This is a genomic window from Streptomyces sp. NBC_00310, assembly GCF_036208085.1.
In the GTDB taxonomy this organism is placed as follows: Bacteria; Actinomycetota; Actinomycetes; order Streptomycetales; family Streptomycetaceae; genus Streptomyces.
In genome coordinates this window covers 4,609,861-4,622,628 of sequence record NZ_CP130714.1, presented here as the reverse complement: position 1 = coordinate 4,622,628, position 12,768 = coordinate 4,609,861, and the positions used below count along the sequence as shown (strand labels likewise).

The following is a 12,768-nucleotide window of genomic DNA, read 5'->3' as shown; positions in this document are numbered from 1 at the left end:
CCCTCCCCCAGCCGGATCCATATCTGGAACGGTCGAACCACTTGATGTAGCATCAAGTGAAACGCCCTACCCATTTATGGATGGCGGAGCGTTGCGGGCTGCTGTCCACCCCCCCCCCACAAGGAAGGACTCCGATGAGCACATGGGAGAACGCCAGGCTCCGGGTCGTCTTCGACGACTTCCAGTCGACGGTGGCGGACCTGATCGTCAAGCATGGAGTGACTGAGGAGGAGTTCCAGCAGGCCCTCGCGTTGATCAAGGAGTTCGCCGACGCCGACGAGTTGTCGCTCGCGATCTTCCACTTCTTCGCGTATGGCGTGATGGCGTCCAAAGAGGGCGGCACGTACGCGAATCCGGAGAGGGACGGTGCGACGCCGTGGGTTCCCGTCGGGCCGGCTTATGTGCCAGGCGCGCCGGTCCTGGAGCGCCCCTACGAGCTGCCCATGCGTCCCGACGAGCCCGGCGAGGTGCTTCTCGTCTCGGGACAGGTGCGCTCCACGAGCGGCGAGCCGGTCCCGGGTGCCGAACTCGACCTCTGGATGACCAACAACGCCGGCGACTACTCGGGCCTGACCCCGGAGATGCTCCTGCCGCTGGTCCTGGAGCTCGATGAGAGCCTGCCCCCGTTCAACCTGCGCGGCAAGATCCTCACGGACGACGAGGGACGCTTCGAGTACCGGACGGTCATGCCCGGCATCGAGACCCTCGGCCTGCCCCAGGACGGGCCGCTGCAGCGGTTCGCCCGGAAGCTGGAGCGGGTCGACGTCCGCCCGCTGCACATCCATACGATCGTCACCGCCGCCGGGTTCCACACGCTGACGACACAGTCCCACTTCTCCGGCGACCCGAATGTCCATCACACCCTGGAACCCCGCTCGACACCCGAGGGCTCCGTGTTCCGGACCGAACTGCATGACGACCCGAACGACTTCAAGGCCCGCGGCCTGGACGCGCCCTATTACACGATGACCAACGACTACGTGCTGCGCCCCGCCCGGTGACGTCAGCCGTCTGAGCGTCGCAGGCCGGCGGCGGCGTACGCGTCAGCAGGGCACGGCGCGTGGCGTGGCAGAGCGATGCGGTACGGCGGAGATCACGCCGAAGGCGTTCGGGCTCGCGGCCGACCGCAGTCCTCGTCGGCGCTCGGACACCAGACAGGCTGCCGTGGCGGCTGTCCGCGCCGGTCCTGGACCGCACCCTCGGGCGTCCTGCCCGAGGGCTTGCAGGCCACGGGGTGCCTGGGCCTCCGGGGCAGCCCTCCGCGCGAGGTGGTCACGAGCCGGCCAGGTGCTCGGCGAAGAACTCCTCGATCCGGCGCCAGGCGTCGGCGGCGGATTCCGGTTTCGGGCCCGATCCCTGAGATCCGGGTGAGGGGGGCGCAGCAGGCGCGGGGCGTTCTCGGCGTCGTTGAGGAAGGAGTGCCCGGCGCCCGGGTACTCCTTCACGTCGTGCGGTACGCCGGCCCCTTCCAGGACGGACTCCAACCTGGCCGCGGCTCCCTTGAGCATGCGGTCACGGCCGCCGTAACTGGCCACCACCGGGCAGGACTCGGCGAGGGCGCGCTCGGCGTCCTCGGGCAGCAGACCGTAGTTGACGGAGGCCGCGTCGAAGGCGCCACGTCCTGCGGCGACCAGGGCGAAGCTGCCGCCCATGCAGAAGCCGATGACACCGACCCGTCCGGTGCAGTCGGGGTGTTCGGCCAGCGTCTGCCGGGCGGCTTCCAGGTCTGCCCAGGCGCGGCCACGACCCGACGTCGCGGCGCGCATCGTCGGTACCAGGCAGCGGCGTGCGCCGCCGTCGGCGAACAGATCCGGCATCAGCGCCAGGTATCCGGCCCGCGCGAGGCGCTCGGTCTGCCGCAGCATGACGTCGTCCCCCCCAGGGCCTCGTGGACGACGACGACACCGGGCCAGGGGCCGATGCCCTCCGGGAGGGCGAGATGGCCGCGCAGTCGACGGGAACCGCCGAGAGACGTGCTGAGTTCGGTCAGGTCGACCGGGGTGGGTGCAGGCATCGTGTTCTCCGAGTCGGGGGTGCGGGGAAAGGGCGAGGGACCGGACCCCGGGAATGCGTCCGAGCGTGAAACCGGCCTGCCGGGCCACGCCCGGCGTCGGTGGGCAGGCAGCCGCCCGGACGGCGAGGACCGGATAGCGGACCGGATAGAGGACCGGATAGAGGACCGGATATCCGAAGAGGGTCACACCAGGGGGTCACGGCGCGCGCTGCCGCCCGGGGTTCCACGGCGCGGCGTGCTCAGTCGGCCGGGGAAGGACTCCGCGAGTCCTTCCCCGGCGCGGGCCGGGGTGTCGAGGGTGCGTCCTCGGTGTGGCCCGGAGGGCCGGTCTCCTTCTGCCGGCCCGGCGTCCGGTGGCCGTTGCGGGGCCGCGGTATGACGAGGGCCACGGCGGCGGCGATCAGCGCGCCGGCGGCGGCGATGCCGAAGGACAGGGCGTAGGCGTGGGCTGTCGGCTGGGCGCCGGTGGCACCGGAACCGCCGGCGAGGACACCGGCGATGACCTGCGTGCCGAGCGAGGCACCGACCGCACGCACCAGGACGTTGATGCCGGTCGCCTCTCCGGTCCTCGTGGGCTCGACCGCGTCGACGATGAGGTTCGGCATGGCGGCGAACGACATGCCGACGCCGGTGAAGGCGAGCGTGGTGAATCCCAGTACGGCGTGCTGGGAGTCATGATGCGCGGCGAGCAGAAGCAGACCGGTGCCGGTGATCAGGCTGCCCAGGGCGAGGGAGGTTCTGCCGCCGAGGCGGGCGCTGAGGAGGCCGGAGAGCGGGCCGGCGGCCAGCATCGTCAGGGAGCCGGGCAGCATGACCAGTCCGGCCAGGGTCGCGTCGCCCCCGAAGCCGTATCCGGTCGCCGTCGGCGCCTGGATCAGCTGGGGCACCAGCAGGAACACTCCGAACTGCCCGAAGCCGACCAGCAGGCTCGCCAGGTTGGTCATCAGCACCGGCCCTCGCCCCAGGACACCCATGTCGATCAGCGGCTCGGCCGTGCGGCGCTCCACCAGTACCAGCAGGACCAGGACGACCGGGCCGGCGGCGATCAGTCCGAGGGCCGGGCCGCTGCTCCAGCCCCACTCGTCGGCTCGGCTGATGGCGATCAGCGGGGCGCTGATGCCGACGGCCAGCAGTACGGTGCCCGGCAGGTCGACCCGGCCCGGGGTGTGGTTCACCGACCGGGGGAGCAGCGTGTACACGGCGACGGCCGACAGCAGCGCCAGCACGGTACCGGTCCAGAAGATCCAGCGGTACGAGGCGTGATCGACCAGCAAGCCGCCCATCAGGAGCCCGATGCCCCCGCCGACGCCCACGACGGCCGACACGAGTCCCAGGGCGCCGGCTCGTCGCTCCTCGGGCACGATGTCGCGGATGATGCCGAAGCACAGCGGGAGGATGCCGCCGCCCGCGCCCATCACCACCCGCCCGGCGACCACGAGGCCCAGACTGTCGGCCGGCGCGGCCATGGCCCCGCCCACGGCGAACAGGGTCAGCGCGACCACGAGCATTCGCCGCCTGCCGAACATGTCGCCCAACCGGCCGATCACCGGCGTCAGTACCGCGGCCGACACCAGGAAGCCGGTGAACGCCCAGGTCACGCCCTGGGTGCTGCTGCGGAGTGAGGTGGCGATGTCGGGCAGGGCCGGTGCGATGGATGTCTGCGCCAGCGCGTAGGACAGCGACGCCAGGCCCAGTACCGCCAGGCTGCGGCCGACCGGTGTTCTGTCGGGAGAGTGTGCCGTGTGCGCCATGACTCGACTTCCTTGAGGCCGGACCCCGGGCCCGGCTGTGATGGGGGGACCAGGTCACTTCCGCTCGGTGCGCTCCGCTCCGCTCCGGTGCTCCGCTCCGCAGTGGACCTGGCCGGCAAGGGCCGCGGAGCGCTCAGGCGGGGGCGGTGGGGGCATGGGTGAACGACGACTCCCCGCCATAAGTGGGTCGGTCGGTCCACTTGAGACTACTTCAATCGGATAGCTCTATCCAGATTCCCGTCGGCAAGATGTGAGCGAGGGTCCGCGCGGGGCAGGGCGCCGGCGCCCGGGCTACCCCCGGCCCGAGCCGAACCTCCGGATCGTCCTGCCGGGGATCTTCCGGCGCCGCCGAGGCGTTGGCGGGCCTGGAAAGCGAACAAACCCCAGGTCGCCGGCCTGGGCTTTCATCGTGCAGCGGATGACGGGAACCGAATCCGCGCTCTCGGCCCGGGAAGCGGCGCCACTTGGGAGGCGATGGCGTCCCGCCGGGTGCGCGCCGTTGCCTTTGGCGGGCGGCGTTTCCGGTTGAAGGGGTGCTCGCCCTACGTCTTCAGCGTTCGTGACTTCGCCCGCCCGTCACTTTCCTCTGCGGCGTCCGGCCTCACCCGGTACTCACCCGGTATCTCGTGCCCCGTATCCCTTGCTCGGCCTGCATAGCCTCATGCAGAGTTCTCGGTGTCTGAATATGTGGTGTCTGCTGGGGGCTGAGGAGGCTGCGGGTGATGTCCTCTCGGATCGTGGGCGCGACGGACGCCCCCACCGCCGCCGTGGCGGTGGCACCGGCCGGGTCCCTCGTCCTGGACGGGCGCGCGCTGGGTGTCGCCGACGTCGTACGGCTCGCCGACGGGGCCGTGCGGCCCGTGCCCGACGACGCGGCCATGCGGCGGGTCGAGGAGTCCTGGGACGCGGCCCGGCAGATCGCGGCGACCGGACGCGTGTACGGCCGCTCCACCGGCGTCGGTGCCAACCGCACCGAGGACGTGCCCACCGAGGCCGCCACCGAGCACGGTCTGCGGCTGCTGCGCAGCCACGCGGGGGCCATCGGGGAGGAGCTGCCCGCCCGGCAGGTGCGGGCCATGCTCGCCGTACGCGCCAACCAGCTGCTCGCGGGCGGCGCCGGGCTCCGGCCGACCGTGGTCACGGCGCTCTGCGAGGCGCTGGAGAGCGGGGCCCACCCCGTGGTCAACGAGTTCGGGTCGGTCGGGACGGGCGACATCGCGGCGCTGGCCCAGATGGGGCTGGCATTGGCGGGGGAGCACCCGTGGCGGGCGCCGGTGCCGGCGCCGGCGCCGGTGCGGACGGCCGAGGCGGAGGCCGGGGCGCGGTTCGCGTCCGGGACGGGCGTTCCCGGGGAGCGGTGCGCGTCCGGTGCCGGTGCCCCCGAGGCGCAACCGCTCGACAACAACGACGCGCTCGCGCTGATCAGCAGCAACGCGCTCACGCTCGGACAGGCCGCGCTCGCGCTCCACGAGTTGCGGGGGCTGATCGCCGCCACGCAGGTCGTCGCCGCGCTGTCGCTGCTCGCCGTGGACGGCTCGCACGAGGCGTACGCGGCGCCCGTGCACGTCGCGCGCGCCCACCGGGGGTCGCGCGAGGTGGCCCGGCGCATGCGGGAGTTGATCGGGGCCGCCGACCGGCCGACCCCGCCGCTGGGGCGAATCCAGGACCCGTACGGCTTCCGGTGCGTGCCGCAGATCCACGGGCCCGCGCTGGACGCGGCGGACGCGCTGGAGGGCGTCCTGGAGGTGGAGATCAACGCGGCGGCGGAGAACCCGCTGATCTGTGCCGAGGACATGGCGGCCTACCACCACGGCGGCTTCTACCAGGCCCAACTCGCCCTCGCCCTGGACCACTTCAGACTCGCCGTGACGCAGGTGGCCCGGCTGTCGACATCCCGGCTCTCGTCGCTCAACGAGCCCGCGTACACCCGGCTGCGCCCCTTCCTCGCCGATCACGAGGCCGCCTCGTCGGGCGTGATGATCCTGGAGTACGCCGCCGGGGCCGCCCTCGGTGACCTGCGGGCCTTCTCCGCCCCCGCGTCGCTCGGCCACGCTGTACTCTCCCGGGGCGTCGAGGAACAGGCCAGCTTCGCCTCGCTCGCCGCACGGCAGACGCTGCGGGCGTGCGGCGCGTACCGGCTCGTCGTCGGCTGCGAACTGGTCGCCGCGGTGCGGGCGTTGCGCCAGCGGGATCTGCGGCCGGATCCGGAACTGCCCGTCGGGCGGGCGCTGGAGCTGGCCGAGACCGTGCTCGACGCGGACCCGGCCGACCGGCCGCTGACGGCGGACGTGGGCGCGGCGGCCGTACTGCTCGATCGGTTCACCGAGATCTGGACGGACGTCCAGGAGGATCCGCGGAGGGGGAGCGCGTCATGAGCGCGGACAAGGGCACGGGTGTGACGGACAGTCCCGCCGCGCGGCTGCAGACACTCTTCGAGGGGCACCGGCTGACGCCCACCCAGCGGCGCATCGCCCACAGCATGGTGCGGCGGGCCGCCGACGTGCCGTTCCTGTCGAGCGTGGAGCTGGCGGAGCTGGCCGGGGTCAGCCAGCCGTCCGTGACACGCTTCGCGGTGGCGCTGGGCTTCGACGGCTACCCGGCGCTGCGCCGGCATCTGCGGGACGTCGCGCCCGCCGAGCCGGCCCCGGACACCACCGCGTACAACGAGTACCAGCAGGCCGTCGAGGCCGAGATCGAGAATCTGCGGCATCTGGCCGAGGTGCTCGCCGACCCCGGGCCGGTGGCGCGGGCCGGGCGGCTGCTGGCCGCGTCCCGCCCGCTGCCGGTGCTCGGACTGCGGGCCGCGGCCTCCCAGGCGTACGGCTTCGCCTACTTCGCCGCCAAGGTCCACCCCGACGTGCGGCTGCTGCACGAGGGCGGCAGCATGCTCCACGACCGCATCGACGCGGCCGTACGGGCCGGCGCGACCGCCCTGCTCTGCTTCGCGCTGCCCCGGCATCCGCGCGAGGTCGTCGAGACCCTGGCCTACGCGAAGGAGGCGGGGCTCTTCGTCGTCACGGTCGCCGACTCCGCCTTCGCGCCCGTCGCCAAGGTCTCCGACCTGCTCCTGCCCGCCGCCGTCGGCACCGGGCTCGCCTTCGACACCGCCTGCGCCCCGATGCTGCTGGGCCGGGTGCTCCTGGAGGCCATGTGCGACGACCTGCCGGAGGCCCAGGCCCGGCTGGAGGAGTTCGACGCGAAGGCGGCGACGCGGGGGCTGTTCGTGGAGTAGCCCGCCGTTCGGCAGTGGGTTCGCGTGATTCTCAGGCAGGTTTCACGTTCGCTGGTTATCGTGCCCGCGACTGTTGTACGGCCTTGGGATTTTGGGATTGACGGGAGGCGGGAGCGTGGCGCGCGGAGGGCAGGGGCTTGCTCGGGTGGCCGTCGTGGTGCGGGCCGGGGCGGCGCCGCTGTGGTGGCTGGGAGTGGTCGCGGCGGGGGTCGGCGCAGTGCCGTCCGGGCTGACCGGGCGGCGGATCGGGGTGCTGGCCGGGGCCGTACTGTTCATCGTCGCGGCCGGCGCGGTGGCGTGGGCGCGGCGCGGCCGGTATCTCGCACCGGCGCGCGGAGCCGTGCGCGCCGGTAAGCACGACGTCCTCCAGGACCGGGCCGTGACCCTCCGCAACTGGCGCCGGGGCCACCGCTGGTGGCTGCTGCTCGGCTTCGCGGCCGCGCTCGGCTCGTCCTTCGCGCTCCCCGCGGCGGGCGGCATGCTCCTCGCCGGCCTCGGTACCGGGCTCCGCCTCAAGGCGGGCTGGCTCGGCCGCCGCGAACTCGGCACGGGGCAGCTCTTCTGGGTCCGCGTCGACTGGCTGTCCGGGCGGGGCGGCCGGCCGACGGGCAGCAGGGTGGCCGGATACCGGGTCACCGGCATCGGCGCGGGCGACGCGGCGCCCGGGGGCGGTCGGCGGAGGTAGGGCCGCCGCTCGGCGGTCCTACGCCCGCCGCTCGGCGGCCTCGGCCCGGGACGGTTCGTCGCGCCGGGCCCGGGATGGTTCGCCGCGGTGGGCCCGGGACGGTGCGTCGCGGTGGGCGTCACTCGCCGCGCGTCCGCAGGACCAGCTTGTTCACCGCCCACAACCCGATGCCGATGGCCAGGAGCACACCCGCGCGGATGTAGACGTCGGCCGGGCGGTCGGCCAGCGGACTGGCCAGGATCAGGGCCGTCAGGGCGCCGAGGACCGGGAGCGCCGTCGGCGTGCGGAAGTGGGCGTGGTCGACGCGGTCGCGGCGCAGGACGAGCACCGCGATGTTGACGACGGCGAAGACACACAGGAGCAGGAAGGCGGTGGTGTCGCCGAGGCCCTCGATCTCGCCGGTGGAGACGAGGCCGATCGCCAGGAGGGTGACGAAGACGATGCCCACGACGGGGGTGCGACGCCGGGGCAGGACGCGGGCCATACCGCGCGGGAGGATGCGTTCGTTGGCCATGCCGTAGCAGAGGCGGGAGGCCATCATGATGTTGATCAGGGCCGAGTTGGTGACCGCGAAGAGGGCGATCAGGGCGAACAGCTTGTGCGGGAAGTCGACGCCGCCGGCCTTCACCACTTCGAGGAGCGGGCCGCTGGAGCCCTCCAGGGTCTCGGCGTCGACGAGGAGCGACGAGGCCAGGGCCACCAGGACGTAGATCGTGCCCGTGACGGCCACCCCGATGAAGATCGCCCGGGGGAAGGTCCTGGTCGGGTTCTTCGTCTCCTCCGCCATGTTCACCGAGTCCTCGAAGCCGACGAAGGCGAAGAAGCCGAGGGCCGTGGCGCCGAGGACGCTGGTGAGCAGGGCGTATCCCGTGCCGCTCGACTCGAACTCGGTCAGGCGCGACGGCTCGCCGTCGCCCGAGAGAACCGCCCAGGCCCCGATCGCGAGGACGATCACCAGACCGGTCAGCTCGACCAGCGTCAGTACCACGTTCGTCTTCACGGACTCGGAGACGCCCCGCAGGTTCAGGGCGGCCAGCAGGACGATGAAGGTGATGGCGACGAGGGTGGGCGGCAGGGCGCCGTTCGTCAGCTCGTCCAGGTAGTCGCCGCTGAAGGCGCGCGCTGCGGCGCTCGCGGACGACAGGCCCGAGCACATCACCATGAAGGCGACGATGAACGTCAGGAAGGGCAGCTTGAACGCCTTCTGGGTGTAGAGGGCCGCCCCGGCCGCCTTCGGGTACTTGCCGACCAGTTCGACGTACGAGGCCGCCGTCAGGACCGCCACCACGAAGCCGATCACGAAGGGCAGCCAGAGGGCCCCGCCGACCTTCCCGGCGACCTTGCCCGTCGTCGCGTAGATGCCCGTGCCGAGGATGTCGCCGATCACGAAGAGGATCAGCAGCTTGGGTCCGAGCACCCGTTTGAGGCCGCCCTCCTCGGCGGGCGCGGGCGCTCCGGCGGTGCTTTCTGCATGGGACATCAGAACCCCCCCGATCGGTGAGCCGACGGTTGTCCGACGGTGATCCGTCCGGGGGGAGACCTGCCCGGTCGCGGGCCATGGATGCGTTCGCAACCGATTCCCAGAGCTTCACGAGAGGTTCGACGGCGGGGCCACGGCTCGCGGGACGCGCCCCGGGCACCCTGGGGCGCGTGGGGGTCCGGTGACGTTCAGGCGGTGCTCAAGGTCCGCTTGGCGAGCTCGTACGCCGGGAGCATGTCCTCGTGTTCCCGGGTGTCGAGGCCGCCGAGATGGACGACGACGGGCCCGTCCGGGGTGACCGTGACGAAGGCCCGCTCCTTCTTGGTCTCCTCCAGGGCCTCGCTGGTGTAGAGGTACGCGACCTCGGTGCCCAGGACGCCGGAATCCGAGGAGAACTCGCTGTACTCGGCCTTGCCGGTGTTTCCCTCGGCCGCCACGAACTCCTTGAGCAGCGCCTGCGCCTCCCCGACCTTCGCACCCGCCTCGCCGGTCCAGACACGGATGAAGCCGATGTTCCCGGCGGGCTTGGCGTCGATCTCGCACGCGGCGGTGAACGGGCCCTGGTGCAGCAGCCCCTCGGCCAACTCGGCCGCGAGCTCGTCCTCCTCGGAACCGCTCCCGCCGCCGGGGGCCTCCGTCTCGATGGCCTCCGGCCGCCACTTCTCGGCCGTGTCGAAGGTGACCGGCAGTTCGCAGGCGGAACCGGCCGCTCCGACGCTGCCGCCGCTCTTCACGGCGTCCTTCGCGTCACCTGTCGCCGACTCGGCGGCGCTCGCGGACGGCTTCGCGTCGCCGTCCTCCGCTGACTCCGAGCACCCCGTCAGCACCCCGGCCAGCAACGCCACCTGCGCCAGCAACGCCACCTGCGCCAGCACCGTCCCCCGTACCGCTCTTCCCACAGCCACCCTCTTCTCCCGGTTCAGGGCGGACACGGTAGCGGAGGAGCAGCGGCGGTGTTCGCACGGGCGTGCGGTGCTGGGGTCGGGCCCGGGTTCCTGCCGGGGAACGCGCTCGGCGGCGCTCCCCGGGTGGGTGCGCCGCCGGAGCTCCGGTGTCGGGTGGGTCAGACCTCCAGCTCCGCCTCGATCCGCTTCAACTGGTGCCTGGCCATGGCCAGGTTGGCCCGCTTGGCGTCGAGGACCAGGTACAGGAAGAGGCCGTTGCCGCCGCGGCCGGTGAGCAGGCGGATCAGGTGGTACGCGTCGGACAGGGTGATCAGGATGTCCTCGATCTCGCCCTTGAGGCCGAGGTGTTCCATGGTGCGCAGCTTTGCGCGGACGACGTCGGTGTTCCCGGCGGCTGCGACGGTGAGGTCGAACCCCTTGCTGCCGCCGATCGTGCCCAGTGCCATGCCGCTGGTGTAGTCGACCAGGGCGGCGCCGGTCGCGCCCTCGATGGACGCGAGGGCCTCTTTCAACGCGGTCTCCGTGTTGGCCATGGTGTGCGGTGTCCTTTCAACTCTCAGTGGTGGTAGGTGCGTTGGGAGTGGTTCGGGGGGTGGGTCGTGGGGTGGCGGGGCGGGGAGTCCGGCGGGGCATGGTCGACCTGACCGTGGCCTTGGCCGGTGTCTGGGGCGAGACCGCGGCCGTGCTCGCGGTCCTCGCCACCGACCGGGCCGGGTTGGTGGCGACCGCCTTGGCATGGGCCGTGGCCGGGTCGTCCGGCCGGGGCAGGGCGTCCATCAGCTCACCGATCCGGCCGCCGGCGCGGCGGCCCTCCAGGTGCAGCCGGCCCACGTTGACCCGGTCCTGGGCCAGCAGCGTCAGCACGGCGGAGGAGCCCGCCGCGTACGTCGCCACATAGCCGTGGTCGCCGCGCAGCAGCAGTTCGCGGAGCTCGCCCCGGCCGGCGGCGTCCGTCATCCGTACGGCGACGCCGAGCGCGGCCGCGGTGAGGGCCGCGAGGCCCTCCGGTTCCACGCCGGGGGTGTCGTGGGCGAGGACCAGCCCGTCCACGCTGGCCGCGAGCGCGCCGGTCAGCTGGGGTACACGGGCCCTCAACCGGTGCAGTTCGTCGAGGACTTCGGCCTCCGCGGCCATGAGCAGTCTCCTCTCGGCGGGACGCTCCCGCTGCCGCTCAAAGGGCCTCCAGCGCATCCCTGAGCCTTTGCAGTAGAGCCACGTCGGGGTCTGTGGTGGTGAGCGGCCAAGGTGGGACGGGGGTCGGTGCCCCGCCGCCCACCACCCCCGGTTCGGCGGCGGGGTCGCGGCCCGGGCCGGGCGGCGGGGCGTGGCCCGGATGGGTGACGGGGGCGTGTTCCTGGTGGGTGGCGGGTGATGCGTGGTCCGGGCCGGTCGGGATCGGTGGTGTTCCTGCCGGGCTGTGCCGGGTGGAGGAGATGAGGCCCGCGGCCGCCAGCCGCCGTACGTCCACGAGGGTGTGGAAGGCGGGGCGCCCCAGGGTCAGGGAGATCTCGGCGGCCGTGCGGAAACCGTTCACCTGGCCGAGCACGGCTCCCTGGCGGGCCGGAACCGGCGGTCTGTCGAGGCCGGCCGCCCTGATCAGCGGGGCGTCGTCCGTCGCCGGGTCGGGCCAGATGCGGTGCAGGAGGTCGCGGCGGCGCCGGGCCTCGCGCTCCACGGCGGCCACCGGCACCGGGCGGATCGGTCCCAGCCAGTGCGCGGCCCCGTAACGGAAGCTGGCCGGCGCGCTGCTCGGACCGAGGACGAAGTACGCCGCGTCGAACAGCGCCCCCGCGTGGCACAGCTCCAGCGCGCCCCGGGCGACCCGGCCGCTGTCCACGAGGAACCGCCCGACCCGCAGGCCGGCCCCGGCCGTGTCGACCGCCTCCCGCCAGCCGTCGGTGTCCAGCATGCCGCCGGTGGTGAGCAGCACGTCGAGGCCCGGGGACCGGGGGCTCTCGGCGTGCACGACCTCCCCCTCGGACAGATACAGCGAACCGCTCTCGCGCAGCAGCACACCGGTGGCCCGCTCGGCGGCGAGCCGGCTCAGCATCGGGGAGACGGCCTGGCGGAAGTGCTCGCCCCGCACCGGCAACGGGGGTGCTGGTGTGGTGATCACGCTCATGCCAGCACCAGCCGTCCCGCCATCTCGCCGAGCCGGATCCGGGCCAGCGCGAGGTTGCCGTCCGAACGGGCCAGCCACAGATGCAGGAACACACTGCTGTCGAACGTCGTCCGCACGAACCGCAGCACGTGGTACGTGTCCCGGTTGCTGACGATCAGGTCCTCGACCGGCAGATCCGCCCCGGACCAGTCGGAACCCTCCTCCGGCGCGAACGCCCGGTGCTCCGCCGCGAGCCGTGCCAGTTCCGCCGCCTCCGCCGCCGTCGTCTCGTGGTCACCGCCGGGTGCTTCCCCGACCGTGCCCAGCGCCAGTCCGCTGGTCCAGTCGACCACCGCGGCGCCCAGGGCACCGGGCAGCCTCATGGCCTCCACCAGACACTCGTCGATTCCGGGCACCGTGGCTCCCCTCCTGCCTGCGGTTCGGCTGAGTGACGCAGACGCTACGCAACGTGTGCGCGAGGGGTGAGGGATCTGGCATTTTCCAGCGGAACATGCGGACAGGTGACTAAGGTGGGTCGACTTGCCTGGTTTTCACCGCTGTTGGGGACCGGGAGGCGCATCCGTGCCCTGAGGTGGGCCT

The 12,768-nt window shown here is 72.7% G+C and carries 13 protein-coding genes; 4 read left to right on the top strand and 9 right to left on the bottom strand.

The features are described from left to right. The first annotated feature begins 134 nt into the window (after window positions 1-134). Window positions 135-1,001, top strand: a complete 867-nt coding sequence (locus tag OG202_RS20185; RefSeq protein WP_326582300.1) for a dioxygenase family protein — start codon at window positions 135-137, stop codon at window positions 999-1,001. 42 nt (window positions 1,002-1,043) lie between these two features. On the opposite strand, the gene OG202_RS20180 is transcribed toward OG202_RS20185, so the two are convergent. From OG202_RS20180 to OG202_RS20170, 3 genes are all read right to left on the bottom strand, one after another. Further along, window positions 1,044-1,865 (bottom strand): dienelactone hydrolase family protein, encoded by an 822-nt coding sequence (locus tag OG202_RS20180; RefSeq protein ID WP_328223236.1) that lies wholly within the window; start codon window positions 1,863-1,865, stop codon window positions 1,044-1,046. Continuing rightward, complete coding sequence (locus OG202_RS20175) at window positions 1,817-2,014, bottom strand: hypothetical protein (RefSeq protein ID WP_327729387.1); 198 nt, start codon at window positions 2,012-2,014, stop codon at window positions 1,817-1,819. The genes OG202_RS20180 and OG202_RS20175 overlap by 49 nt, the downstream gene beginning before the upstream one ends. 239 nt (window positions 2,015-2,253) lie before the next feature. After that, on the bottom strand, window positions 2,254-3,765 hold the full coding sequence (locus OG202_RS20170; RefSeq protein ID WP_327729388.1) for an MFS transporter: 1,512 nt from the start codon (window positions 3,763-3,765) through the stop codon (window positions 2,254-2,256). A 722-nt stretch (window positions 3,766-4,487) separates the two neighbouring features. Here OG202_RS20170 and OG202_RS20165 point away from each other — a divergent pair. The 3 genes from OG202_RS20165 to OG202_RS20155 all read left to right on the top strand — a co-directional run bounded on the left by OG202_RS20165 (window position 4,488) and on the right by OG202_RS20155 (window position 7,682). Further along, complete coding sequence (locus tag OG202_RS20165; protein ID WP_328223235.1) at window positions 4,488-6,140, top strand: aromatic amino acid ammonia-lyase; 1,653 nt, start codon at window positions 4,488-4,490, stop codon at window positions 6,138-6,140. Further along, a complete protein-coding gene (locus OG202_RS20160) occupies window positions 6,137-6,997 on the top strand; it encodes a MurR/RpiR family transcriptional regulator (RefSeq protein ID WP_327729390.1) in 861 nt (286 codons plus the stop codon). Before OG202_RS20165 ends, OG202_RS20160 begins: the two co-directional genes overlap by 4 nt. A 115-nt stretch (window positions 6,998-7,112) precedes the next feature. Then, window positions 7,113-7,682, top strand: a complete 570-nt coding sequence (locus tag OG202_RS20155) for a hypothetical protein (RefSeq protein ID WP_327729391.1) — start codon at window positions 7,113-7,115, stop codon at window positions 7,680-7,682. A 118-nt stretch (window positions 7,683-7,800) separates the two neighbouring features. Here OG202_RS20155 and OG202_RS20150 read toward each other — a convergent pair whose 3' ends face one another. The 6 genes from OG202_RS20150 to OG202_RS20125 all read right to left on the bottom strand — a co-directional run bounded on the left by OG202_RS20150 (window position 7,801) and on the right by OG202_RS20125 (window position 12,584). Further along, window positions 7,801-9,162 (bottom strand): APC family permease, encoded by a 1,362-nt coding sequence (locus OG202_RS20150; protein ID WP_326582304.1) that lies wholly within the window; start codon window positions 9,160-9,162, stop codon window positions 7,801-7,803. A 188-nt stretch (window positions 9,163-9,350) separates the two neighbouring features. Then, window positions 9,351-10,061 (bottom strand): lipoprotein, encoded by a 711-nt coding sequence (locus tag OG202_RS20145; RefSeq protein ID WP_328224697.1) that lies wholly within the window; start codon window positions 10,059-10,061, stop codon window positions 9,351-9,353. Window positions 10,062-10,225: 164 nt separating this feature from the next. After that, on the bottom strand, window positions 10,226-10,600 hold the full coding sequence (locus tag OG202_RS20140) for a hypothetical protein (RefSeq protein ID WP_033524857.1): 375 nt from the start codon (window positions 10,598-10,600) through the stop codon (window positions 10,226-10,228). Window positions 10,601-10,616: 16 nt separating this feature from the next. Then, window positions 10,617-11,201: a roadblock/LC7 domain-containing protein gene (locus OG202_RS20135; protein ID WP_326582305.1), complete on the bottom strand. Its 585-nt coding sequence runs from the start codon at window positions 11,199-11,201 to the stop codon at window positions 10,617-10,619. 37 nt (window positions 11,202-11,238) lie between these two features. Beyond that, a complete protein-coding gene (locus OG202_RS20130) occupies window positions 11,239-12,189 on the bottom strand; it encodes a hypothetical protein (RefSeq protein WP_328223234.1) in 951 nt (316 codons plus the stop codon). Then, window positions 12,186-12,584 (bottom strand): hypothetical protein, encoded by a 399-nt coding sequence (locus OG202_RS20125; RefSeq protein WP_037692967.1) that lies wholly within the window; start codon window positions 12,582-12,584, stop codon window positions 12,186-12,188. The genes OG202_RS20130 and OG202_RS20125 overlap by 4 nt, the downstream gene beginning before the upstream one ends. Window positions 12,585-12,768 lie beyond the last annotated feature (184 nt).

Excerpts from the sequence above, each read along its gene's own strand:
- OG202_RS20185 (WP_326582300.1), top strand. The coding sequence starts at position 135 with ATGAGCACATGGGAGAACGCCAGGCTCCGGGTCGTCTTCGACGACTTC.
- OG202_RS20180 (WP_328223236.1), bottom strand. The coding sequence starts at position 1,865 with ATGCTGCGGCAGACCGAGCGCCTCGCGCGGGCCGGATACCTGGCGCTG.
- OG202_RS20175 (WP_327729387.1), bottom strand. The coding sequence starts at position 2,014 with ATGCCTGCACCCACCCCGGTCGACCTGACCGAACTCAGCACGTCTCTC.
- OG202_RS20170 (WP_327729388.1), bottom strand. The coding sequence starts at position 3,765 with ATGGCGCACACGGCACACTCTCCCGACAGAACACCGGTCGGCCGCAGC.
- OG202_RS20165 (WP_328223235.1), top strand. The coding sequence starts at position 4,488 with ATGTCCTCTCGGATCGTGGGCGCGACGGACGCCCCCACCGCCGCCGTG.
- OG202_RS20160 (WP_327729390.1), top strand. The coding sequence starts at position 6,137 with ATGAGCGCGGACAAGGGCACGGGTGTGACGGACAGTCCCGCCGCGCGG.
- OG202_RS20150 (WP_326582304.1), bottom strand. The coding sequence starts at position 9,162 with ATGTCCCATGCAGAAAGCACCGCCGGAGCGCCCGCGCCCGCCGAGGAG.
- OG202_RS20140 (WP_033524857.1), bottom strand. The coding sequence starts at position 10,600 with ATGGCCAACACGGAGACCGCGTTGAAAGAGGCCCTCGCGTCCATCGAG.
- OG202_RS20135 (WP_326582305.1), bottom strand. The coding sequence starts at position 11,201 with ATGGCCGCGGAGGCCGAAGTCCTCGACGAACTGCACCGGTTGAGGGCC.
- OG202_RS20130 (WP_328223234.1), bottom strand. The coding sequence starts at position 12,189 with ATGAGCGTGATCACCACACCAGCACCCCCGTTGCCGGTGCGGGGCGAG.